The sequence below is a fragment of the Pseudomonas wuhanensis genome, assembly GCF_030687395.1.
Classification (GTDB): Bacteria; Pseudomonadota; Gammaproteobacteria; order Pseudomonadales; family Pseudomonadaceae; genus Aquipseudomonas; species Aquipseudomonas wuhanensis.
In genome coordinates, this window is the sequence record NZ_CP117430.1 from 1,371,211 (window position 1) to 1,395,569 (window position 24,359).

14 protein-coding genes are annotated in these 24,359 nt (G+C 59.3%); 6 read left to right on the top strand and 8 right to left on the bottom strand.

Going from position 1 to position 24,359, the window contains the following annotated elements; translation table 11 throughout:
- Window positions 1-8: 8 nt before the first annotated feature.
- Window positions 9-1,601: a glycosyltransferase family 39 protein gene (locus PSH88_RS06355; protein ID WP_305425402.1), complete on the top strand. Its 1,593-nt coding sequence runs from the start codon at window positions 9-11 to the stop codon at window positions 1,599-1,601.
- On the opposite strand, the gene PSH88_RS06360 is transcribed toward PSH88_RS06355, so the two are convergent.
- The 6 genes from PSH88_RS06360 to PSH88_RS06385 form a co-directional block, all read right to left on the bottom strand.
- Entirely contained in the window at window positions 1,579-3,198 is a 1,620-nt protein-coding gene (locus PSH88_RS06360) for an FMN-binding glutamate synthase family protein (RefSeq protein WP_305425403.1), read from the bottom strand. The genes PSH88_RS06355 and PSH88_RS06360 overlap by 23 nt on opposite strands.
- A 280-nt stretch (window positions 3,199-3,478) precedes the next feature.
- Window positions 3,479-4,885 carry an ATP-binding protein gene (locus tag PSH88_RS06365; RefSeq protein ID WP_305425404.1) on the bottom strand — a complete coding sequence of 469 codons (1,407 nt, stop codon included), beginning with the start codon at window positions 4,883-4,885 and terminating at the stop codon, window positions 3,479-3,481.
- Complete coding sequence (locus PSH88_RS06370; RefSeq protein ID WP_305483488.1) at window positions 4,882-6,690, bottom strand: DAHL domain-containing protein; 1,809 nt, start codon at window positions 6,688-6,690, stop codon at window positions 4,882-4,884. Before PSH88_RS06370 ends, PSH88_RS06365 begins: the two co-directional genes overlap by 4 nt.
- A complete protein-coding gene (locus tag PSH88_RS06375; RefSeq protein ID WP_305425406.1) occupies window positions 6,687-7,646 on the bottom strand; it encodes a cytochrome-c peroxidase in 960 nt (319 codons plus the stop codon). Before PSH88_RS06375 ends, PSH88_RS06370 begins: the two co-directional genes overlap by 4 nt.
- A gap of 44 nt (window positions 7,647-7,690) precedes the next feature.
- On the bottom strand, window positions 7,691-9,565 hold the full coding sequence (locus tag PSH88_RS06380) for a putative bifunctional diguanylate cyclase/phosphodiesterase (RefSeq protein WP_305425408.1): 1,875 nt from the start codon (window positions 9,563-9,565) through the stop codon (window positions 7,691-7,693).
- Window positions 9,562-11,868 (bottom strand): EAL domain-containing protein, encoded by a 2,307-nt coding sequence (locus tag PSH88_RS06385; protein ID WP_305425410.1) that lies wholly within the window; start codon window positions 11,866-11,868, stop codon window positions 9,562-9,564. Before PSH88_RS06385 ends, PSH88_RS06380 begins: the two co-directional genes overlap by 4 nt.
- 256 nt (window positions 11,869-12,124) lie before the next feature.
- Here PSH88_RS06385 and nosR point away from each other — a divergent pair, with 256 nt between their 5' ends.
- From nosR to PSH88_RS06405, 4 genes are all read left to right on the top strand, one after another.
- Window positions 12,125-13,483, top strand: coding sequence for a response regulator c-di-GMP phosphodiesterase, NosR family (gene nosR, locus PSH88_RS06390; protein WP_305425412.1), 1,359 nt, complete (start codon window positions 12,125-12,127; stop codon window positions 13,481-13,483).
- 206 nt (window positions 13,484-13,689) lie between these two features.
- Complete coding sequence (locus tag PSH88_RS06395) at window positions 13,690-14,124, top strand: NUDIX hydrolase (RefSeq protein ID WP_305425413.1); 435 nt, start codon at window positions 13,690-13,692, stop codon at window positions 14,122-14,124.
- A 23-nt stretch (window positions 14,125-14,147) separates the two neighbouring features.
- A complete protein-coding gene (locus PSH88_RS06400; RefSeq protein WP_305425414.1) occupies window positions 14,148-14,786 on the top strand; it encodes a LysE family translocator in 639 nt (212 codons plus the stop codon).
- 2 nt (window positions 14,787-14,788) lie between these two features.
- A complete protein-coding gene (locus PSH88_RS06405; RefSeq protein ID WP_305425415.1) occupies window positions 14,789-15,286 on the top strand; it encodes a GNAT family N-acetyltransferase in 498 nt (165 codons plus the stop codon).
- 34 nt (window positions 15,287-15,320) lie between these two features.
- Here the strand turns inward: PSH88_RS06405 and metR are convergent, their stop codons facing one another.
- On the bottom strand, window positions 15,321-16,238 hold the full coding sequence (gene metR, locus PSH88_RS06410) for a transcriptional regulator MetR (RefSeq protein ID WP_007898547.1): 918 nt from the start codon (window positions 16,236-16,238) through the stop codon (window positions 15,321-15,323).
- A 110-nt stretch (window positions 16,239-16,348) separates the two neighbouring features.
- Here metR and metE point away from each other — a divergent pair, with 110 nt between their 5' ends.
- Complete coding sequence (metE, locus tag PSH88_RS06415; RefSeq protein WP_305425417.1) at window positions 16,349-18,661, top strand: 5-methyltetrahydropteroyltriglutamate--homocysteine S-methyltransferase; 2,313 nt, start codon at window positions 16,349-16,351, stop codon at window positions 18,659-18,661.
- Window positions 18,662-18,715: 54 nt separating this feature from the next.
- Here metE and PSH88_RS06420 read toward each other — a convergent pair whose 3' ends face one another.
- Complete coding sequence (locus PSH88_RS06420; protein ID WP_305425418.1) at window positions 18,716-24,286, bottom strand: dermonecrotic toxin domain-containing protein; 5,571 nt, start codon at window positions 24,284-24,286, stop codon at window positions 18,716-18,718.
- Between the last annotated feature and the right edge of the window lie 73 nt (window positions 24,287-24,359).

Sequence of the window (24,359 nt, forward strand, 5' to 3'; positions counted from 1 at the left end):
ATCGGCCGGTGAGCGCCTCTTCGATCTATCCTGAAAACTTTCCATCCCGGCTCGCCGACGGGGCAGGTCTGTTGGCGGTGTTAGCCATCGCGTTGTTCGCAAGGTTTCACTCCATCACCGTGCCGGTCATCTGGTACGACGAGGCCTACAGCCTGCTACTGGCCGAGGGCTCGCCTGCGTATATCTGGGCCACGACAGCGCGGGATGTTCATCCGCCGCTTTACTATGTCTTGCTGCATTTCTGGATGTTGCTGTTCGGCAATGGCGTGTTGGCTGCGCGATCCCTGAGTGCACTGGCCGATGTCGGCACGCTGTTGCTGTGCATTAAATTGATGAGTCTGGTGACAACGCGAAAGGCGACCTGGATAGCGGCAGTGTTGTTGGCATTGCTACCGATATCGGTGCGCTACAGCCAGGAAGTGCGAATGTACACCTTGCTCGGTTTCTGGCTGATGGGCGCGACCGTGGCGCTGGTGTGCTGGATCAAGGCACCGGATCAAAAGCGTTATCCGGTTTTTTACGTGCTGCTGATGACGGCTGCTTTCTATACGCATTACTTCGCCGCGCTGTGTGTTTTGGTGCATTGGCTGTGTTGGTGGCGAGTGCGAGATGAAGGTCGGTCCACGGCAATACCGATTCGTGCGTGGGTCTTGGCCAACAGCGCAATCGTCGTGTTGTACCTGCCATGGCTACCCGATTTGCTCGATCAATTGCTGCGAATGGACGGGCTCGAGTGGATACCGCCGCTCACCTGGCAAGCGGCGCTGACCCTCGTTTGGCAACTGGTGATGATGGAGGGAGCCGTCAGCCATTCATCCTTATGGCGTGTGTTGCCCTCGGTGTTGATCGTTGTTTGCGCTGCTGCGGTGCTGCTCAAGGCACGCCATGAGCGACCTTTCAGTGTCTTGCTGGTGGGCTATTTTTTTGTACCGGTGCTGACCGTTTTTCTGGTGTCGCTGATCGTGCCGGTTTTCAATGCCAGATACCTGGTGTTCGCTGCCGCCGCGTTGCCCCTTATCGTTGCGCTCGCGCTGGACGTATGGAGCGAACGCCACACCGCGCTTGCCGCTGTCGCCATGGCTTTGGTTTTGTTGGCAGAAATACATGGGCTTTTGGCGGTCTACGCGCAAACGGATGAGATGAACGGGACAAGCATTCGCAAAGACGCAAGGCTGGACGCCGTGGTCGAAGGTCTTGGTCGCAAAGTCCGTCCGGGTGACGAGATCGTTGTGGATAACCTGTATTGGTATTTGCCGTTTACGTACTACAACCCGACAGGTATTCAGCCGAGGTTATACGCCTTCAAACCACCGACCGGCACCCTTTGGGGAACCGCCGAATACGGTGGTTGGGCACTCATCCCCCGTCATTTGCGTTCGATTCTCTTCGACGATTTTTCAACCTTGAAACTGAATGCCAAGAGGATCTGGTGGGTCACGGGCAACGCTCGTCCTGAACATGACGCCTTGTTTCCCGAACACTGGAAACAGGTGCAGATGCTGAAGGAAGGGGACAGCGAAGCCCGATTGTTCATCCGAGGGGAAGCGCCAAACCCTGAGGTTGGCGCGCAAACACGGCCTATGCAGCCGCCAGTTCATTAGGCTCAAAACTATCCGTCCGCGCCATCTGCCACATCCGCGAGTAAAACTCGCCGTTCACTTCACCGGTGAGCAACTCGCCCGGTTTCAGGAACACATGCAACTGCGAGAACAGTTTGATCTCGGTCGCCGACATGCGTCGCACCAGATGCTTGGCCGACAGTTGTGAAGGATGATCGAGACCCGCGGCGGCGAGCATTTCGGCCAGGGCTTTAAGCGTATTGCGATGGAAGTTAAAGACGCGCTGCGCCTTGTCTGGAACCACGAGGGCGCGTTGACGCAGAGCGTCCTGGGTGGCGACGCCGGTCGGGCATTTGTTGGTGTGGCAGCTTTGCGACTGGATGCAGCCGATGGCGAACATGAAGCCGCGCGCGGAGTTGGCCCAGTCGGCGCCGATGGCCAGGACGCTGGCGATGTCGAAGGCGCTGACGATCTTGCCGCTGGCACCGAGTTTGATTTTGTCCCGCAGGTTCAGGCCCACCAGCGTGTTGTGCACGAACAGCAAACCTTCGCGCATTGGCACGCCGATGTGGTCGGTGAACTCCACAGGCGCGGCGCCGGTGCCACCTTCCTTGCCGTCGACCACGATGAAGTCCGGGAGGATGCCGGTTTCCAGCATGGCCTTGGCGATGCCCATGAATTCCCACGGGTGGCCCAGGCAAAACTTGAAGCCCACCGGTTTGCCGCCGGACAGTTCACGCAGCTGCGCGATGAAGTGCATCAGTTCGATCGGCGTGGAAAACGCGCTGTGGCGTGACGGTGAGATGCAGTCTTCGCCCATCAGGATGCCGCGGGTTTCGGCGATTTCCTGCGTCACCTTGTGCTTGGGCAAGATCCCGCCATGGCCGGGTTTGGCGCCTTGGCTCATCTTGATTTCAATCATTCGCACCTGCGGGCTCGACGCCTGGGCGGCGAAGCGTTGCGGGTCGAAGCGGCCATCGGCGGTGCGGCAGCCGAAGTAGCCGCTGCCCAGCTCCCAAGTCAGGTCGCCGCCGTTTTCCCGGTGATAGGCGCTGATGCTGCCTTCGCCGGTGTCATGGGCGAAGTTGCCGAGTTTGGCACCCTGGTTCAATGCGCGAATGGCGTTGGCGCTGAGGGAGCCGAAGCTCATGGCCGAAATGTTGAACACCGACGCCGAGTACGGCTGGGTGCACTGCGGGCCACCGACCATTACCCGGAAACTGCTCGGGTCGCTCAATGGTGCCGGGCGCATGGAATGGCCAATGAATTCGAAGCCAGACTGATACACATCGATCAGCGTGCCGAAGGGTTTGTCGGCACTTTCATTCTTGGCTCGTGAATAGACCAGCGAACGCTGGGCCCGGGAGAAGGGCAGGGCGTCGCTGTCGGATTCGAGCAGGTACTGGCGGATTTCCGGGCGAATACCCTCCACCAGATAACGAATATTGCCCAGGATCGGGTAATTACGGCGCACCGCGTGTGGGCTTTGCAACAGGTCGAACAGCCCTACGAGGCTGAGGACGCCGGTGACGGCAGTGATCGGCCAGAGCCAGTCGTGTTGCAGAAAGGGCAGGCTGGCGAGGGTGAATATCACACACACGGCAAAGAAGGCGTAGCGGCTCAGGAGGGACAGGCTCATACGGTTTCCTTGGGGTCGGACTCGGTAAGGGTAGGGCAGTGGCACACAGGCTTTTGTGGCGAGGGAGCTTGCTCCCGCTCGGCTGCGCAGCAGTCGCAAAACCTGCTGACGGGATTTGTCTGACTGAACGCATTGCCTGTTTTGGGATCGCTTCGCGATCCAGCGGGAGCAAGCTCCCTCGCCACAAGATCTCCTGTGTTAGAACAGGACGTCAGGCATTCTGCGCCTGGGGAAAAAACGAAAACAGCCCGGATTGAGATTTGATCCCTTATTCGGCTGGTCAGACAGTCGCTTTCGATTGCCGTACCGGCAACTCGACCCGAAAGGTGCTACCCACCCCGACTTCGCTACGCACCGAAATATCGCCCTGGTGTTTTTTCACGATGCCATAGGACAGGGACAACCCGAGCCCTGTCCCCTGGCCCACCGGTTTGGTGGTGTAGAACGGGTCGAATATTTTCTGCAGGTTGTCCGGCTCGATGCCTATTCCCGTGTCCGCGACCTCGATCGACACCGTTTCACCTTCAAGCCCGGTGCGTAGCGTGATGGTGCCCCGTTCCGGCCCCATCGCCTGAGAGGCGTTGACGATCAGGTTCATGATCACCTGATTGATTTGCGATGGCAGGCATTCGATGTCGGGCAGCTCTTTATACTCCTTCACCACATCGGCTTTGTACTTGAGTTCATTGGCGACGATGTTCAGGGTCGACTCGATGCCTTGTTGCAGATTGGTCCACTGCCATTCCTGATTGGAGTCCACGCGGGAGAAGTCCTTCAGGTCTTTGACAATCTGCCCGACTCGGCCGATGCCGTCCTTGGACTCCTTGATCAGCAGCGGAATATCTTCGCGCAGGAAGTCCAGTTCCACCCGCTCACGTAACTGACCGAGACGGTCGATGACCTCGCTTGAGCCAATGGCGTTTTCCGCCTCCCGATAGGCATCGAGCATGGACTGCAGTTGCTTGAAGTAGCCATCGAGGGCACCAAGGTTGGAGGAAATGAAGCCAATGGGATTATTGATTTCATGGGCGACGCCCGCCGCCAGTTGTCCCAGCGAGGCGAGTTTTTCCGACTGCACCAGTTGGCTTTCCAGTTGTTTGCGCTCGTCGATTTCCCGCTGCAACGCCTCGCTGGCCTGCTTGAACTGGTCCGTGCGCTGATCCACCAGATGCTCCAGATGGCTCATCTGAATAGACGCCCGTTCGGTCATTTCCCATTTGGTGAGCAGGGTGTTGGCCATTTGCTGGACTTCAATGTTGTCGAACGGCTTTTTCAGAATCAGCAGGCGGTCGTGGGCGTGCAAGCGTTCCAGCAGTTCATCCCAGGAATAGTCGGAATAGGCGGTACACACTACAACTTGCAGCTGCGGGTCTTCCTGCCACAGATGCTCGATGGTCTGTGCACCGTCCCAACCCTCGGGCATGCGCATGTCGACGAAGGCCAAGGCGTAGGGGCGGTTTTCCTGTAATGCCTGGATGAGTTTGCTCAGACCCTCCTGGCCGCCATAGGCCGAATCCAGCTCGAACAACAGGTTAGTGGACTTCACTTCGTCACCGAACAGCGCGGCCTCCATTTCGTCCAGCTCTACATGTTGCGCCGATGTCGGGGTGAGGATCTTGCGAAAGTCTTCATGGATGGACGGCGTGTCGTCAATCAACAGAATGCGTCGGTTCGAAAGATCGCTCATGCTTCCTCCATGACGGGTTTCAACGGGATCTGCAACGTGAACAGTGCACCTTTGCCCGGTCCGTCGCTGTGGGCGGTGAGATGGCCGTTCATCTCGATCGCGGCCAGGGCACAGCTGTGCAGGCCGAAGCCGTGACCTTCCTTGCGGGTGGTAAAACCGTGGGCAAAGATCCGCGTCATGTTCTCCGGCTCGATGCCTTCACCGTCATCCTTGACGCTGATTTGCAGGATCGTGTCCTCGACGACTTTCACCCCAAGGGTCATTTGCCGAGGGCGATTGCTGAGGTCGGTCATGGCGTATTTGGCGTTACTGATCAGGTTGATCAGGATCAGCAACAACCGGTGCTTGTCACCCATGACTTGCGGTACATCGCCGTACTCCTTGACCACCGTGACGTGATGGCGGGTCAGGGCGCCGGCATTCATCCGCAGGGCGTCTTCCAGCAGTTCGCTGATGTGCAGCGGCTCCATCAGGCTGTTGGCACCCGCGTAGGACTGCTGGGTGGCAACGATGTCCTTGATGTGGTCGACGCTTTTGCTCAGTTGCGCGAGTTCATCGGCCATGCCTTGTTGTTCAAGGGCAATGGCATCCACCAGTTGGTTCAGGTAACCGGGCAGCAGTTTTCCTTTCTCGTCCTGGGTCAGGAAAACGCCCAGGTCGTCTTGATGCGCGTTGATCAGCTGCATCGCCTTGCCCAATCCCTGGGCCTTGCTGCTACGCAGCTTGCGGGTGACCAGGTCGGCCGAGATGTTCACGCTGTTGAGCACGTTGCCGACGTTGTGCAGCACGTTAGTGGCGATTTCAGCCATGCCGGCCTGGCGCGCGGTGTCGAGCAGTTCACTCTGGGTATCCTTGAGTTCGCGGGTGCGCTCTTCGACCCGTTGTTCGAGGATCTCGTTGGCCGTTTGCAGTTCCTTGTTGACCCGATTGATCTCACCGAAGCTGCGCATCAGGCGAGTTGCCAGGTACACCAGCACCATCACCAGCAGCGTCGAAAACACCAGCATGTAGAAGTGGTAGCGCTGGTCGATTGCCTCGGTTTGCTGCTGATCCCGGTTTAGCAGACTGGTGATCTCGTCCAGCCGTGCGGCCACAGGAACGGCTTCAATGTTTTGCAGCAGCCGATTGACCACGGGTTGTTCCCGCAGTATCAGCGCGATGTGATTGCTCAAGACGTCGATCGGGCTATGAAACTGCTCCGGTAATCGGTCCTTGTTCACCCGTAGTTTGTTCAGCCCGACCAGGATATCGGCGGCTTTGTCGTCGGAGGTGACCTGGGCGAACTCCAGGCTGCTGAGCAGCAAGTCGTAGGTGTCGGTGGCAATGTTCTGGAGTTGCAGTTTGTCTTCGTCGAGCAGTCGGGTAAGCGGTTCCTGAATGTCGTCTTCGGCAGTGGGCAAAAACGCCAGTGAGTTGCGCAGCACCGCGTTGTGGGATTTGAACTGCTCCACCAGCCGGGTTTTTTCCTGAACGGCGGTGTGGTACGCGTCATGGCCGGCGTGCCAGATGGGGTCGTTGCGGCCGTGATTGGACTCCATGGTCTCGAATTGCTCCCACAACTGGGTCATCTCGTTCAGCGGTGCAACCAGTGGATCGTAATTGTGGCTAATGGCAATTCTGGCCTTGAGAATCTCGGTTTCCCACTGCGCATTGAGCTGTTTGATCTGGCCGATCAGGCCCCGGGACTCGGCGTACGTCGAAGTCTGGTCGGAGCTTGATTTGAGGTACAGAAACAGCAATGTCGAAGCCAATATCAAGGCCACGCCACTGAGCAATGCCAGGTGGCGACGGTGGTAAGTTTTCATAAAGGTTTGCCTCCCCACTCACCGGTCAGGGTCTTGAGGAATTTGATGATCAGGTCCTTGTCCTTGTCGGAGGGCACACGACCGAGCTGGAATTTGAACATCACGTCCACCGCTTCTTCGAGGGTTTTCGCCGAGCCGTCGTGAAAGTACGGCGCCGTCACGGCGACGTTGCGCAGGCTCGGCACCTTGAACACGTTGCGGTCCTCTTCAGCCTTGGTGACCAGATAGCGCCCCAGATCGGCTTCGGTGGGGTTGCCTCGAACCTCGAAGTAGTCGCCCATGACCCCGAACTTCTGGAACATGTTGCCGCCGATATTCACCCCCTGATGGCAGGCGATGCAGCCGTAGTCCTTGAAGCGTTGGTAACCGTACTTCTCCTCGATCGTCAGAATATCGGTATTGCCCAGCAGGTATTGGTCGAAACGCGAGTTGGCGCTGAGCAGCGTGCGCTCATAGGTGGCCAGGGCTTTTTGCACATTGTTCATGGTCACGCCGTCCGGGTAGGCCTGGGCGAACGCGCTTTTGTAAGCTGGGTCTGCGGACAGCACCTCGACCACATGCTCCCAATGACTGCCCATTTCGCTGGGGCTTTGCACCACTTCGTGGGCCTGTGTTTCCAGGGTGTCGGCGCGGCCGTTCCAGAACTGTCGGAAATTCAGACTAGAGTTGAAGACGCTGGGGGTGTTGATCGTCAGGGGATCGCCTTTGAAGCCAATAGACAATGCTTTGTCGTCTGCGCCTCCGCTTTCCAGACGATGGCAACTGGCGCAGGACAGGCTGTTGTTGACCGACAGGCGTGGTTCGTTGAACAAGCGGCGACCGAGTTCGACTTGCAAGGGATTCTGCTGGGGCACCGCGGGCAAGGGTTTGAGCGGTTCGTCCAAAGGTGCGCCGTTGGCTATCAGACAACATCCGAGTAGCGGCGCAAGAAGCAGGTAGTAGAAGGGGCTCGACATCTTATGATTCCTTGGCGCAGGCCCTGGGTGTCGTTGCACATCGGTCATGGGGTGGTGGATGAGGCGGTCTGCACGGACGTCAGGTATTGGACGAAGGCGTCCGGCTCCACGGCTTTGCTGAAGTAGTAACCCTGGCCTTCCTCACACTGGAGGCCCTTGAGAAAATTCAACTGTTCGAGGGTTTCTACCCCTTCGGCAATGACGGCCAGTTTGAGACTCTTGCCCAGGCTGATGATGGCGCTGACCAGGGCCGCGTCATTGCTGTCACAGCTCAGGCCGCGAATGAATGACTGGTCGATTTTCAACACATCGATGGGAAACCGTTGCAGGTAACTCAGGCTGGAATAGCCGGTGCCGAAGTCATCGATGGCCAGTCGTACGCCCAATGCCTTTAGCTGATTCAGCGCGACCATCGTGGCATCGACATTCTGCATCAATACGCCTTCGGTAATTTCCAGCTCCAGTAAGGTGGGGTCCATACCGGTTTGCTTGAGTATCAGCTCTATACCTTCGACAAAGTCCCGCTGACGGAAATCGATGGCCGATACGTTCACCGACATGTAGAGCTTCGGCAGGCCTTTTGCCTGCCAGGCACGGGCTTGTCGGCAGGCCTGGGCAAGCACCCATTTGCTCAACGGTACGATCAAGCCGCTGTCCTCGGCCACACCGATGAAATCGGTTGGGTAAACCCAGCCTTGCCCCGGCTTTTGCCAGCGGATCAATGCCTCGGCGCCGACCACCTTGCCGCTGCCCAGGTCGAGTTTGGGCTGGTAGTGCAGGACAAATTCGTTGCGTTCCAGCGCCAGGCGAATACCCGACTCGATGCTCTGCTGTTCCCGGGCGCGCTGGTTCATCTCATCGATGAAAAAGCTGAAATCGTTCGGGCCGCTGTCTTTGACGTTGCGCATGGCGGTTTCGGCTTTTTTGATCAATGCAATGGCATCGAAACCGTCCTCTGGATAAATACTGATGCCCAGGCTGGCCGTCACGCTCAGGTCATGGCCGGCGATGTGTTGAGGCGTGCGTATGGCGTTCAGGAGCTTTTCGGCGATGCCCTTGGTCTGTTGGGGGTGGTGGATGTCAGCCAGGATCACCACAAACTCATCGGAGCCGTAGCGAAACACCGAATCGGACGCGCGTACACAGGCCACCAGGTTTTGCCCGACACGCTTGAGCATCTCGTCACCGGTCGGGTGACCCAAGGCATTATTGATGCGCTTGAAGCGATCGAGCCCCAGAAACATCACGGCCAGTTGTTTGTCATGGCGCCTGGACAGGGCCAGTGACTGGTTCAGCCGGTCGCCCAGCAAGGTGCTGTTGGGCAATTCGGTCAATACGTCGTACTGCAACAAGTGCGATACCTTGAGCAGCTCATGGACACGGGCCTCGATGGTTTGCTCCAGGGTCTGCACTTTAATGGCCGCGTCCTGCGCCATCTGCCACTTCCAGGTCAGAGCGCTGGCCATCTGGCGGATTTCCAGGCTGTCGAAGGGTTTTTTCAGCACCAGCAACTGATCGCCGAACTCCAGTCGTTCGGCCATGGCTTCCCAGGTGTAATCGGAAAAGGCCGTGCACAGCGCGATTTGCAGGTGAGGATCTGCCTTCCAGAGCTGTTCGATGGTTTCCAGCCCGTCCCAGCCCGGGGGCATGCGCATGTCGGTGAACGCCATGGCGTAAGGGCGACCTTGTGCCCGGGCATGCTTGACCAGTTCGAGCGCTTCCTGGCCCTGGTAGGCGGAATCGAGCTGGAATATCAGCCGGGTAGATTGCTGGCTGCCGAACAGCGCTGCTTCAGTGCCGGCGATGGATTGTTCGTCGTCGGTATCCGGACCGAGAATCTTGCGAAAGTCCTGATGGATCGAAGGCGTGTCGTCAATGATCAGAATGCGCCGGTTAGCCTGGACGAACGGAGTTTTCATTTCTTGTCCTCCGTGGCACGCCGCGGGTCGTCCGGCATCGCTCCGGTTCCGTAGCTGGTATGCACGATGCACCCGGCCTTCAGCAACTCGGCGGCCTGTTGGCTGCTGACCGCTTGGCTGAAGTAGTGACCCTGGGCGTTCATCGGTGAGCCGGTGGCCATCAGCGAACTGCGTTGCTCCTGGGTTTCGACGCCCTCGGCGATGATGCCGATCCCTACCTCGCGGGCGAAGTTGATGATGGCCCGCAAGGTGGTTGCACTGGACGGGTCGCGTGCGGCCATGTCGATGAAGGTCTGGGCGAGTTTCAGGTGATTGACCTGATAAGTCTTGAGGTAATCGAACGAGGAGTATTCGGTGCCGAAGTCGTCGATGGCGATTTTCACCCCCAGTTCACGCAGGCGCGGCAGTACATCGTTGTGCGTCCACTTGGTCTGGGCCAGGGTCGCTTCGGTGACGTCGAAACGCAGGTCCCACGGGCACAGTTCCCAGCGCGCGGTGGTGCGCAACACGTCATAGATCAACTCGGGACCGCTCTTGAGCTGAGCCAGGGACAGTTTTATCGCCACCACTGGTGGCGCCATGCCCTCGTCACGCCACTGGCGCATTTGCTGACAGGCGCGCTCCAGCACCCAGTGACCGAGGGCGACGATGGTGCCGGTCTTTTCCGCCGCGGGCAGAAACGCCTGGGCTTCCAGCAACCCGCGCAGGGGGTGATTCCAGCTGACCTGTGCTTCCATGCCGAGGATCTTGCCACTGCTCAGGTCCACTTCCGGCCAGTAACGCAGTTCGAGTTCGTCGTGTTCGATGGCCGTTTTCAAGTCGTTGGCAATGGTCATGCGCTCGACCACTTCCTGATTGATCTCCTCGGAGTGGAAGTGGTACTGGTTGCGGCCCTTTTCCTTGGAGCGATACAGCGCCATGTCGGCCTGGGTCAACAGGCTGTCCGCGCTGAGGCTGACCGGCGCGTAGCTGCTGATGCCGATGCTGACCGAGACCCGCACATCATTGCCGGCCAGGGAGTAGGGCAACACCAGTGCATCGCGGACCTTGGCGGCCAGGGCCGCTGATTGGGTCGGATCGCCGACGTCCAGTTGCAGTATCGCGAACTCGTCGCCACCCAGGCGGGCAACCACGTCGTTTTCGCGCACGCAATTTTTGATGCGCCTGGCAACCTCCTGCAACAACAGGTCGCCCACCGGGTGGCCCAGGGTGTCGTTGATGCGTTTGAAGTGATCAAGGTCCAGGTAAAACATGGCGAACGGTGTGGCTCCGCGCCGGGCGGCGGCGAACGCCTGATGCAGCCGCTCGATCAGCGTCGCGCGGTTGGCCAGCCCGGTCAGCCCGTCGGTGCGGGCCAAAAGGGCAATTTTTTCCTCGGCCAGTTTGCGTTCGGTGACGTCGATGATGATGCCTTCGACTTCCAGCAAGCGGCCTTCATCGTCACGCACCGGGATATAGCGGTTTTCGACCCAGCGCCAGTCGCCATCGCCGGTGCGCATCCGGAATTCGATGGAAGCACCTGCCGCATGGCGGTCCAGCACCCGGGCCATGGCCGTATCGACTTTTGATTGATCGTCGGGATGGATCAGCTCCTGCGCCCAGTTGGACGAAGCCACCAGGGCCGCCGCGATGTGACCGTATTTGGTGATGTTGTGGGAGATGTACATCAACGGAAACGACGGTTCGCCCCGCAGTCGATACAGAATGGTCGGGCTGTTCTGCACGATGATGTTGGCGTCGGACAACTCCCGGGTACGCTCTTCGACCGCATGCTCCAGCAAGGACATCTTCAGCGCGGCGTCTTCGGTCATTTGCCACTTGGCGGTCAATGCGCTGGCCATCTGGCGAATTTCGATGGCATCGAAGGGCTTTTTCAGGATAAGCAGGCGATCGCCCAGTTCCAGGCGTTCGGCGATGTCTTCCCAGGAATAGTCGGAATACGCGGTGCAGAGCGCCACCTGCAACTTGGGATCGACCTGCCATAGGCGTTCGATGGTTTCCAGGCCGTCCCAACCCGGCGGCATGCGCATGTCGATGAAGGCCATCGCATAGGGCGAGTCGTTCGCCAGTGCGCTCTCGACCTTGTCCAGCGCTTCACGGCCCTGAAACGCCGAATCGATGACGAAACTTTGCAACGATACCGACGCTGGGGTACCGAACAGGGCGTTTTCGGCGCTGATCAGGCTGTCGTCTTCGATCGATGGCGGGCTGAGAATCTTGGCAAAATCCTCATGGATCGACGCCGTGTCATCGACGATGAGAATCCGACGATTAATGCGCGCAAGCAGCGTGTTCACTGACATGCGCCTATACCGACAGCAGGTTGGTGCAATGAGCTCATAGAGGGTATCCCTTCCCTGATCGCTGGATGGCGCGAGTATCGTTCTGGATCCGAGTGATCTGAGCATAGTCGCCCGGCCGGCACTTCGCCCGGTTGACTGAAACGAATCATTTCCGGGGTCGGGCTGAAAATCATCTAGCCTGTAGGTCAGGCTCGGGGAACGTCAGGACGTTTGCCCCCGCGCGCGATAAAGACACCGTTTTACTTGAGGTAATGCCATGGAAGAGCAACTCCCCACGACTGTGACCGATAAACCCAAGTTATTGCTGGTCGACGATGAGGAGTCGATTCTCAACAGCCTGCGCCGCCTGCTGCGCGGCCAGCCCTACGAGGTATTGCTGGCAACCAACGGTGCCCAGGCCCTGGAGATCATGGCGCAGCAGCCGATCGATCTGGTGATGAGTGACGCGCGCATGCCCAATATGGACGGCGCCACGCTGCTGGCTCACGTCCACCAGCTTTACCCCGATACCACCCGCATCATGCTGACCGGTTATGCCGATCCTTCGGCGATTATCAAAGCCATCAATGAAGGGCAGATTCATCGTTACATCAGCAAACCCTGGCACGATGAGGAAATGCTGCTGACCTTGCGACAATCACTGGCCTATCAGCATTCCGAGCGTGAACGCTTGCGTCTGGTGCAGGAGACGTGGGATCAGAACGAGAAACTGAAGCAGCTCAACGCCACCCTGGAAAAACACGTCGCGGCCCGCACCAGCGAGCTGCAACAGACCGCCGACATGCTGGACCTGGCCTACGAAGAGCTCAAACGCAGCTATGTCACCGGCACCGAAGTGTTTTCATTGCTGGCCAACCTGCGTCTGCCGCCCGCCAAACAGACCAACCGGCAGATCATCGAGCTGGTGCGGGTGTACTGCAAACTCCATGGCCTGGACGAAGGCACCAGTCGTGACCTGACCATGGCAGCGGCGCTCTACAACATCGGCAAGTTGAGCTGGACCGACAGCATGATGAGTACGCCTTCGGACCTGCTGCATCACAATGACCGCGAGCGCTATCGGGGTTATCCGAAGCAGAGTGAGTCGCTGCTGATGACGCTCGATCCGATGAAGGATGCCGCCCGGCTGATCCTGCATCACCAGGAGCGTTGGGACGGCAGCGGTTTCCCTGATCGGCTCAAGGGCGAAGCGATTCCGTTCGGTTCACGGTTGCTGAAACTGGCGGTGGATTTCATCGAGTTGCAGCGCGGGCTGATCCTCGAACGGCAGATGAACAGCGATGAAGCCTTGGTGTATATCCGCCAATACGCCGGTCGCCTCTACGACCCGGAACTGGTGGAGGATTTCATTCAGGTCTGCGCCACTTATCTGAGCGACGTGACGCTGGCCGATCCGATGGTCAAGGTGCTGACCACCCGGGAACTGGCGGCGGGCATGATCCTGGCGCGCAATCTCAATGCCGACAACGGCATGCTGCTGCTCAATGCCGGCAAGGTGCTGAATGGGCCGCTGGTGGAGAAGTTGATCGCTTTCGAGGCGATGGAAGGTGCCAAGTACAGCATTTTCGTGAAAGTGCCGGAGGAAGTGGAGGGCGCACTTCTGGAGACGAGTTGAGCTTTCCAGACTCAGCACTGATCCCCTGTGGGAGCGGGCTTGCCCGCGATGAGGTCATCACATCCAACATTGATGTTGCTGACAGTCCGCAATCGCGGGCAAGCCCGCTCCCACAGTTTGGCGCTCGGCAGATGCTTTTTTCGGCGTGACGAAGAACCGGCGCGCATGTGATCCTTGCTGCTTTTACCCAAGGCCAATCACGATCCATGACGCTTTCATCCGCCAGCTCGCCCCGCATCATCCGTATTGCCGCCGCCCTGCTGATCGGCCCCGACGGTCACACCCTGCTGGTCCGCAAGCGCGGCACCCAGGCGTTCATGCAGCCGGGGGGCAAGATCGAGGCCCATGAGCAACCGGTCCATGCCCTCGCCCGTGAGCTGGAAGAGGAGTTGGGGCTGGTCATCGATCCGACGCATGCCGCCTACCTGGGACAATTCTCGGCACCGGCCGCCAATGAGCCGGGTTATGTCGTACAGGCCGAACTTTTTCAGCTGACCATCGATTCGCAGGTTTCCCCGGCGGCAGAGATTGAAGAAGTGCGCTGGATCGATCCGGCCACCGACGGCGAAATCACGCTGGCGCCATTGACACGAGACCTGATCCTGCCGTTTTATCGAGCTTCACTGATCGAAACTGCCTGATCGTCCAAGGACGGAGGATGCCCATGATTCCGCTTCAAGACTTGCTGATTTTTGCCGCCGCGGCGTTACTGATGGTGCTCACGCCCGGGCCGAACATGATCTACCTGATCTCTCGTTCAATCTGCCAGGGACGCAAGGCTGGGGTGACTTCGTTGCTGGGTGTGGTCGCGGGATTCTTCGTGCACCTGTTCGCCGCAGCAGCCGGTTTGACGGCGGTGTTCCTGGCGGTGCCGATGGCCTACGAAGTGTTGAAATGGGCCGGTGCGTTGTACCTGCTATGGCTGGCCTGGCAGGCGGTCAAGCCCGGAGCGCGTTCGCCGTTCGAGGCGCAGCAGTTGCCGGCGGACTCGTCGCGCAAGTTGATCACCATGGGCTTTCTCACCAGCGCTCTGAACCCCAAGATCGCGGTGTTTTACCTGTCGGTGTTTCCGCAGTTCATTACCCCTGAGCACGGTTCGGTGTTCACCCAGAGCATCATCCTCGGCGTGACCCAGATCAGCGTGAGTTTCAGCGTCAATCTGCTGATCGCATTGTTCGCCGCGGGCATCGCGTCCTGGTTCGTCAACAACCCGAACTGGCTGGCGATGCAGCGTTACTTCATGGGTTTCGTGCTGTCCGGGCTGGCGGTGCGCTTGATGCTTGAGCAGCGGCGAGTGGCCTGAAAATGTGGATTGAACGGCTTGATGCCAGCCATGCCCTGGATTACCGGGCGCTGATGCTCGAAGCCTATGACTTGCATCCCCAGGCGTTCACTTCCAGCGTGCGCGAGCGCGCCGTGATGCCGCTGAGTTGGTGGGAATCGCGCCTGACCAGCAAGCTGGACCGGGTACTCGGGGCGTTTGAGGAAGGGAAGCTGGCGGGCATCGTCGGCGTGGCTTTTGAGCCGCGGGAGAAGGCTCGGCACAAGTCGACGTTGTTTGGCATGTACGTGACAAGCCAGGTCCGGCAGCGCGGGCTCGGCTATCAACTGGTTCAGGCAGCGTTGGCTGAAGCGCAGAGCCATCAGGGCCTGAGGCTGATCCAGTTGACCGTCACCGCCGGCAATGAAGCCGCCTTCAAGCTGTATCAGCGTTGCGGCTTCGTGCAGTTCGGGCTGGAGCCACTGGCAGTGCGAGTCGGCGAAGACTACTTCGACAAGATCCATATGTGGCGTGAGCTCTGAAGCCACCCCGATCCCTTGTAGGAGCGAGGTCGCTCTATCGGACAGCGCTGACGCCATCGAGCGTCGAAAACGACGTGTCCTTGGCCGTCAGCAAAAAATCGCGCATGTACGGCGCATCCAGCATGTCGGCGCGAATCCCTGCGTACAACGTCGCAAACAAGCCTTTCTCGCCTAGTCGCTTGGCCTTCACATAACCCCGTGAACTGTACTCATGCAACGCCCAATGGGGCATGCCACACACGCCGCGACCGCTGGCCACCAGTTGCATCATCATCACCGTCAGTTCCGAGGTGCGCACCTGGGCCGGTTCGATGTCGGCCGGTTCGAGGAATCGGGTGAAGATGTCCAGCCGATCGCGTTCCACCGGGTAGGTGATCAAGGTTTCCGTGAGCAGGTCTTCGGGCACGATGTACGGCTTGCTCGCCAGACGGTGCTGGTTCGCCACCGCGAGCATGGCTTCGTAGGTGAACAACGGCACGTAAGTGATCCCGACCAGTTCCAGCGGGTCGGAGGTCACCACCAGGTCCAGGTCGCCGCGTGCCAGTGCCGGCAGCGGGGCGAAGGAGAAACCCGAGGCCAGGTCCAGCTCGACTTCCGGCCAGGCATCGCGGAACTGGTCGATGGTCGGCATCAGCCACTGAAAGCAACTGTGGCACTCGATCGCCATGTGCAAACGCCCCGCAGTGCCACCGGCCAACCGCGCAATGTCACGCTCGGCGCCGCGCAGCAACGGCAGGGTGGCATCGGCCAGTTGCAGCAGGCGCAGGCCGGCACTGGTGAAGCGCACCGGTTTGGTCTTGCGCACGAACAGCGGCATGCCCATGCGCTCTTCCAGTTCCTTGAACTGGTGGGACAGCGCCGATTGGGTCAGGTGCAGGCGGTCGGCCGCATCCACCAGGCTGTCGGCTTCGCGCAAGGCGTGCAGGGTTTTCAGGTGACGGATTTCAAGCACCGGGGGGGCTCCATGAGGAAAACTTGTGATCAACACGAAAAGGTTGAGTTTGTCTCATGTTGGGTGGGCTGTCGACAATAGCACCATCTTTTATAGGGAGGATTCTCATCATGGCCTTGGCCCACACGCTTGGTTTCCCGCGCATCGGCGCTGACCGCGAACTGAAAAAAGCCCTCGAAGCCTATTGGAAGGGCGATCTGGATCAGAACGCATTGAAAAGCGTCGGGCGCCAACTGCGCGCCACCCACTGGCAATTGCAGAAAGACGCCGGCATCGACCTGCTGCCCGTGGGCGACTTCGCCTGGTACGACCAGGTGTTGACTCACTCGCTGACCTTCGGTGTGGTTCCCGAGCGTTTCGACAGCGCCAACGATGAACGCGGTCTGCCGACCCTCGACACCCTGTTCGCCATGGCTCGTGGTGCTACCGCAACCTGCTGCGGCGGCGAACATGCCAAGGTGCAATACGCCCAGGAACTGACCAAGTGGTTCGACACCAACTACCACTACCTGGTCCCGGAGTTCAGCGCTGATCAGCCATTCAAACTGAGCTGGGAACAGCTGTTCGATGAAGTTGAAGAAGCCAAGGCCCTCGGCCACAACGTCAAACCGGTGATCATCGGCCCGCTGACTTACCTGTGGCTGGGCAAGGCCAAAGGCAACGACTTCGACAAGCTCGACCTGTTGGAGCGCCTGTTGCCAATCTACGGCGAAATCCTCGGCCGCCTCGCCGCTCAAGGCGTGGAATGGGTGCAGATCGACGAACCGATCTTGACCCTCGATCTGCCACAGGCCTGGAAAAACGCTTTCGAGCGGGCCTATCACATCCTTCAATATTCACCGCTGAAAAAACTCGTGGCCACCTACTTCAGTGGCCTGGAAGATAACCTCGGGCTGGCTGTCGGCCTGCCGGTGCAAGGCTTGCACATCGATGCGGTGCGGGCGTCGGAGCAACTGGGCCAGGTGCTGGATCGCCTGCCGACCTACAAGATTCTCTCGGTAGGGCTGGTCAACGGCCGTAACGTCTGGCGCTGCGAACTGGAACAAGCCCTGGCACAACTGCAATTTGCCCAAGAGCGCTTCGGCGATAACTTGTGGGTCAGCAGTTCTTGCTCGCTGCTGCACAGCCCGGTGGATCTGGAGCGTGAAGACAAACTCGACCCTGAACTGAAAAGCTGGCTGGCGTTTGCCGTGCAGAAGTGCGGCGAAATCGCCGTGCTGCGTGATGCCCTCAACGACCCGCAAGCGCCCAAGGTACAAACCGCCCTGGCCGAAAGTCGCGCCATTGCGGCCAGTCGCGCTCAATCTCCGCGTATCCACAAAACAGATGTGCAGGCCCGAATCAACGCCATCGGCGCGACCGACAGCCAACGCCATTCGCCGTTTGCCAAACGCATCGAACAACAACAGGCTCGGTTGAAACTGCCGGCGTTCCCGACTACCACCATCGGCTCGTTCCCGCAGACTGGGTCGATCCGCTTGGCGCGCCAGGCCTTCAAGCAAGGCAAGCTGTCGGCCAACGATTACACCGATGCCATGCACAGCGAAATTCGCCATGCCGTGCAAATCCAGGAACGCCTGGGCCTGGACGTGCTGGTGCATGGTGAAGCCGAGCGCAACGACATGGTCGAGTACTTCGCCGAACAACTGGACGGCTACCTGTTCACCCGGTTCGGCTGGGTCCAGAGCTACGGTTCGCGTTGCGTCAAACCGGCGGTCATCTATGGCGACCTGAGCCGCCCGAAGCCGATGACGGTCGACTGGATCAGCTATGCCCAGAGCCTGACCGACAAGGTCATGAAAGGTATGCTCACCGGTCCCGTCACCATGCTGATGTGGTCGTTCCCGCGCGAAGACGTCTCGCGCAAAATTCAGGCGCAGCAACTGGCCCTGGCCTTGCGCGATGAAGTGGTGGACCTGGAAAACGCCGGCATCAAGATCGTGCAGATCGACGAAGCCGCGTTTCGCGAAGGGCTGCCGCTACGCCGGGCGCAATGGCAGGAATACCTCGACTGGGCGGTGGAAGCCTTCCGCCTGAGTGCATCGGGCGTGCGCGACGAAACCCAGATCCACACCCACATGTGCTACAGCGAATTCAATGACGTGATCCAGTCGATCGCCGCCATGGACGCCGACGTGATCACCATCGAAACCTCACGCTCGGACATGGAACTGCTGGAGGCCTTTGAAGCATTCGACTACCCGAACGATATCGGCCCGGGCGTCTATGACATCCACTCACCACGGGTGCCCGACACTGCCGAGATGGTGAAGTTGATGAGCAAAGCCGTTAAGCGCATTCCGGCCGAGCGCCTGTGGGTCAATCCCGATTGCGGGTTGAAGACTCGCGGCTGGCCGGAAACAGAAGCCGCGCTGGTGAACATGGTCGCGGCGGCACGCCAGCTGCGCAGTCAGTTGGCCTGACACCACCGGTTATTGGCTGACAACGGAGCGCTTCGGGCGCTCCGTTGTCGTTCTTCACAGCTGTGGGAAATGTTTGAGCGCCAGCGGTTTGCCGATGTCGCCCCGCCAGATCGACTCCACCTGAGCGCCGCTGCTGGCCTGGGCCTGCTGCCATTGCAGGCCCAGGTTGCGTTGTTCAGGCAACTTCAGATGACCTTTGACAAAGTCGTTGAGCGGCGACTTCGCCGAGGTGTAATGAAAGTGCGCATACCATAGCGTTTGCGGCGGCTGGCGGGTCAAATCGCGGACTTCATACTCCTGCAGAAAATCCCGTCGCCCGTCCGGGTGCTTGCCTATATCCCGCAATGCGCCTTCCTTGCGAATGTCCACCACCCGCTGCTCCAGCAGGTAGTCCAGATAACCCTCGGTCGGGGTTTTGCTGTTCATGGACTGTTCGATGTGCAGGGTCCGTCCGGCACGCGCAAGATCCCGGGCCTTCTCCTTCAATTGCACGATGATCGGATCGGTCGGTGACAGTCGTTCGATGTCCCGCGCCCGCATGATGAGTTCGTCAGCTTCGCTGTTCATCATGTGTTCAAGGTCGACCGGCAGCATGCCCTGGTCGGCATATCCTTTGACCTTGCTCTGGTAGTTTTCTATGGCAGCAAGCCGTGTTCGGGACTCCGCCAGTAACGGCCGAACATCCGTCTGCTGCGGACGCTGCACAGCGACAGATTGCTCGCTGAGGTGATATTTACCGCTTGAGCGCGGCAGCCAGGTTTCCGTGTGTCCATCGACCCCCTCGATGGTGAACCGCTTCTGCCGAGTCACCGCATCGGTTTTTTCGACGCCGATCAGTAACTGGTTGTCTTCGGTCTCAAACAGCTTTTTACCGGAGGCGGCTTCATTCGGCGAGGTGGAGGCGCGGTTACCCAAGACTTTTTGAGCAGACGTCTCGAGATTCGCCAGGTTCTCTAGAAACCGGGTGACTAGTTCCTTATCCAGGTGTTGCGGATAGCCCAGTACCCAGGCATTCAAGTCGCGGCGGAATTTGGAGTAAGACTCCAGACAGTCTTTCAGCACTCTATGGCGTTGTGTCACGTTGGCATGCACGGTCGGAAGGTTGTGCTGGGTGACCATGGCACGATCCACTTTGATCCTGGCGGTTTTCAACTGCACATGAAAATACAACCAGGACTGGTCGTGGACGGCGTCGTATCGGGTAATGATTTGGAGGCTGTGTGCTGCTTTCAGGTAACGGTAGCTTGTCCCGGTGAACGCCTTGTTTACCTTCGCCAGATCCTCGGCCATTTTCAGTTTTTGGTCTTTAAGGGTGATTCGACCATTCCACAGGTTGGCCTGTTCGGTCGCGGTGTGAGCGTATTCGAGATCCTGAAGAAAAGCTTTACGGACCGCCGTGCGTTGTCCCATCAAGTCCAGGTGTTTGCGGATATCGCTGGCGGGTGTGGTGTTGGAAAGTTCATTGAGTTCATCGATCCGGTCGAGGCAGTCCTGTAGTCGCTTGTTGGCCAGGTCGACCCGGCACAGGGTGCGATCAACCACTAAAAAGGCGCAACTGTTTTTAACCTCCGCAATTTCACGGGCTTGTCGTCGCCCGCCCAAACTGCGCAGTTCTTCCAGATTGGCGTATTGGTTCTGGGCGATGTCGATGTCTTTGGCACAGGCAGCGTCGACGGAAGGTTGCAGTTTTATGCGTTGTTCGGTGCCGGCTTCATAGTATTGCTGGATGTCGATTTTCGTTTTTCTGGACTGCGTAGTGAGTTGCCGGGTACTCGCGTCGATGGTGTGTTTCAATGTCCCCAGACGACGCTGAGTCCGATCAGCCCACCAGCGGGGCAGCCAACGCCTGATGACGGCTGGCCAGAGCGGATCCATGCCGTCGGCCAGATGCCCGAGCACCGCACCGCCGCCCACGCCACCTCCCTCCATCAAGGTGCCGTACACCGCATAGTGGGTGTTCCAGTTGCCGGCTTCATCAAGGGCGATCGGCTGTTTATAGGCGCGGGCCGATGTGCCGTGCAAGCGCCAGCCACGAGAAGCATCGCTCAGCTCGATTCGATAGATACGCCCCTGGCTGATCATGAAATCGCCCTCGACATGCCGATAGACATTGCGATAGATGCCATGTGTGGCAGGTTGCAGTTCAGCCAGCGAAATTTCGTGTTCGTATTCGTAGCCGTGGAAGTAATCACGGATGCGGCGGGCCTGTCGATGCGAGGGCATCTGCAAGGCTCCGGCCTTTCTGGCCATTGCCCGTAACTGACGATGGCGCGTTAGCGCACGGGCAGCACCGGGAGCCGCGTGGGCACCCGGAAGCACATCCATGGCAGCGTCAATCAACGACAACAACACCGCTTCCACCTCGGCCAGACCATGACCGACATCGCCACGCAGGAAGGCAGCGACCGCCAGATTGGCGCTTCCCCAGGCGTCATACAAAGCAATGGCCGTACCCACGAATGGCACCATGCCCAAGACCATTTTCAGATAGTTGAACATCGCCCCGGACTTCAGTGCGCAGTGCTCCAGATACAAGGCGTCATTGGAACGTGAGGTACTTCGATGGGCTTCCAGCAAACGCCCCATATGCACATTGAGCAGATGCGTCGCCAGCGAGGTGGTGGTCGTCCACGCCATGCCGACGCCGATCAGCGCATTGAAGTTTTGCAGTAATGCCTGATTGATCCGACTGACGTGAAGGGCGAAGTCGCCTTGCAAGGCACGCCCGGCCAGATAGTTGACCATGCTGTTGTGCAGGCACAGGTTGAACAGGTTTTGGCGTGCCTGCTCAAGGGTGTCGTACTGACGCAGATGGATACCGTCCGGGCTGTCCGGCAGGTAGAGCAGCGTCAGGCCGCTGACCTGTTCCTCGATGAAGGTGACCCCCGACAACGTGCTCGGGCCCTGATGCGGCGTGTCTTCACCGCCCACGGTCAGGTGGGCCGGCAGCAGTACGATACGCTTGCCTTGGGCAGCAAAGGCTTGCGCGGTATCGGCGTCAATCGCGATATTCAGCACTTGCCATCCATGGGCGTCGATCTGCCGTTGCAGCAGGGCAAATTCGCCTTGCAGTTTCAGCATCAGGCGCCACGGCTCGGTCAGGCATTCACGGCGATATTCAAGATCAAAGGCTGAGGTAGTAGGCGCGCCCAGAAAAGCGTGGCGGATCTGTGTCTCGTAATGTCCGGCCAGATCCAGTTCGGTGATCAGCTTGCGCAGATAGGGTTGTGTGATGCCGCTTTTCAGCTTCTGGCGTTCTGCCTCGTCATCCGCAGATATCTCGACACGCATGAACGACAGTCGCCACCATAACTGCTGATCGATATTGGTTTGGGCCAGTTCGGCGAGGGACAGCGTGCTGCGGTTTTTACTGGCTATCAGCACATTTTCTTGCGGCGTTCCCGGTGCGGCGCCTTCGGTCACGACCTTTTGCCAGATGGTTGAATCGGGCAGATCCAGCATCACCTCAAAGCCTTGCTCGAGGGCGAAGTCCTGACGCAGGCGAGCGTCGATGCGTTTTTTGCTGAAATCATCCCGTGGCGGCAGATCCCGTTCGAGTAACTCATGGGAGCGTTTCATCGCGGCAATGTACGTCTTGAACAGATGCTTGAACTGCAAGCGCCGAGCATCGGACAGCGTGCCGAGCCACTGTGGCAGTGCTTTAGCCAGGACGCTGCTGTGGTTTTGCTCGAGGAGTTGCGCGAAAGCCAGTTCCCGCGCGGCGGGCATCGGCACTGTCAGGCGGGCGAGGGTGTGTTCGCGCAGTTTTTCCAGCGCCACGGTACGCTGCTGGGCCTTGGCTGGCACGGGGTTGTCGGCAATCAGTCGAGTCGCCTGCTGCACGCAGCGGTAAAGCTGATTTTGCAGGGCATATTCGAAGGGGGCGCCGCTCAACTCGCTCAGGTGCAAGGCCAATACGTCGTCGTTGGCGCTCAACTTGAACAGTGCTTGTTCCAGTGCTCGCCGAGAGGCGAAACGCTGCAAGCCACCGAACCGGCCGGGCCAGTACAACAACAGACTGTGGGACGCGACACCGCGCAGCACGGATGGGTGCGTAATCAACAGCACGCCGTCCAGTTCCTCGCTTTGAGTGCTGCCGCCTTCGGTGGCCGATAGAGTCAGCCGCGCCACCGCGACGTCTGCATGGCGCGGCGCGGCAGGCGCATCGAGAAGTGCCTGAACCCAGCGGAGTTCTTCAGGGCTGAGCTGGTTCAGGGTCAGTTGAATCTCTGCCTCGCTGCGTAACCCCGCTAGCCGTGCCTGATACAGCGCGGGGTAATGCGGATTCGATGCATGGCGCAGTTCCAGCATCTTCAGCGCATCACGGGTGTCCAGCAATGCGGAGGCGGCAGTTTGGCTGGCTTGTTCTGCTGCCGCGAGGGCGTCGAGGTGTTTTTTCAGGTTCTGCAGGCGTGGATCATTCAGATCCCCGGCGAAGTCTTTGCCAAGCAGGGTTTCGAGCGCTGCGCAGTGATACGCCAGGGCACTCTGGCGGGTGTCCAGCGCAATGTCGGGGGTGAGCAAGCCGAACTGCGGAACGCTGTCGCCGGTCTCTTCCTCGTTGATGATTTCCGCCGGCCATTCGGCAGGCTCGGCAAAAGCAGCTTCTTGCCGGTGTTTGCGATCCAGTCGATCGGCGGCGTCCAGGGCGGTAGCGCCATGCTGGACGATATCACTGCCGTTACCCTGACGAATACTGTTCATCCAGGCGACCGATACACGCGCAATCAGCTGTTCGGCGGCTACCGCCAGCGGTGTGGTTACGATGCGGGTGTATTCGAGGCTGATGCTGTCGAGCGGAGGCATCCCGGCAATATTCTGCGGGTGTGTGGTCAGCCAGTTTTCCACCTCATGACGGTGCTGGAAATGCCTCCATGCCGGTTGCTGCTCTGGCAAGTACAGCAACTGCGCGGCCGGGTGTCCGGGGCTGATGAGTAAAACCCCGGGCAACTCGACACGGCGACTGTCAGTCAATCTGAGCGCCAGTTGATGGATCGTTATACGGGCGTCGACAACCGCGCTGTCGTTGGGGGCATCGATCAGCGTCAGCAGGGACTTCATCTGTTCGGCCGTCAAGGTGCGCTGGGCATGGGCCACCTGGCTGGAGGCTTCGAAGTGCTGGCGATACAGCTGGATGGCCAGCGCTCTGCGCGTTACCGCCGTCCCGGGCGCCCGGCCATTCCACCAACGCTCCCAGTCGTGATTGAGCAGGCGCTCCGGGTTCAGGTTTTTCAGTTGTTCGAGCAGTTCGGAAGGGGGCTTGCCGAAGAGGCGGTGTTCCCGTGCAAGACCGATCACCGCGCAACGTGCGTCGAGTGAAACCTCAACCGCGGGCTGTTGCAGCACAAAGGCGCAGGCGTGGGTCAGGCTGACAAAGTGTTCCGGCCGGGTACTGGTGGCGAAGAAGCCGAAACCGACCCGGTTGCCATCCAGATCCCAGTGGTCTTTGAGCACTTGGTTGATCGAGTCGTGTGCCTGCGGGCTTTGCGCCATGAGTTCGAGCCACTGTCGGCGACAGTCGCGCCAGCGTTCCGAGGCGGTTAGCAACAGGTTCTGATCGGGGTTGGGTGCAAGCAGATGGGAATAGACGAAATCGGCCTGAAAGGGCTTGGGGGCGTCGGGCATGGCGACTGGTCTCCAAAGGGCGAGAGGGCCGGGTTGTTCCGGCGTCCAGGCCATTAGAGGTCAGTTGTATGGG

Coding starts and splice junctions, on each gene's coding strand:
- PSH88_RS06405 (WP_305425415.1), top strand. CDS start 14,789: ATGTGGATTGAACGGCTTGATGCCAGCCATGCCCTGGATTACCGGGCG.
- PSH88_RS06385 (WP_305425410.1), bottom strand. CDS start 11,868: ATGTCAGTGAACACGCTGCTTGCGCGCATTAATCGTCGGATTCTCATC.
- PSH88_RS06400 (WP_305425414.1), top strand. CDS start 14,148: ATGATTCCGCTTCAAGACTTGCTGATTTTTGCCGCCGCGGCGTTACTG.
- PSH88_RS06395 (WP_305425413.1), top strand. CDS start 13,690: ATGACGCTTTCATCCGCCAGCTCGCCCCGCATCATCCGTATTGCCGCC.
- metE (WP_305425417.1), top strand. CDS start 16,349: ATGGCCTTGGCCCACACGCTTGGTTTCCCGCGCATCGGCGCTGACCGC.
- PSH88_RS06375 (WP_305425406.1), bottom strand. CDS start 7,646: ATGTCGAGCCCCTTCTACTACCTGCTTCTTGCGCCGCTACTCGGATGT.
- PSH88_RS06380 (WP_305425408.1), bottom strand. CDS start 9,565: ATGAAAACTCCGTTCGTCCAGGCTAACCGGCGCATTCTGATCATTGAC.
- PSH88_RS06360 (WP_305425403.1), bottom strand. CDS start 3,198: ATGAGCCTGTCCCTCCTGAGCCGCTACGCCTTCTTTGCCGTGTGTGTG.
- nosR (WP_305425412.1), top strand. CDS start 12,125: ATGGAAGAGCAACTCCCCACGACTGTGACCGATAAACCCAAGTTATTG.
- PSH88_RS06420 (WP_305425418.1), bottom strand. CDS start 24,286: ATGCCCGACGCCCCCAAGCCCTTTCAGGCCGATTTCGTCTATTCCCAT.
- PSH88_RS06365 (WP_305425404.1), bottom strand. CDS start 4,885: ATGAGCGATCTTTCGAACCGACGCATTCTGTTGATTGACGACACGCCG.
- PSH88_RS06370 (WP_305483488.1), bottom strand. CDS start 6,690: ATGAAAACTTACCACCGTCGCCACCTGGCATTGCTCAGTGGCGTGGCC.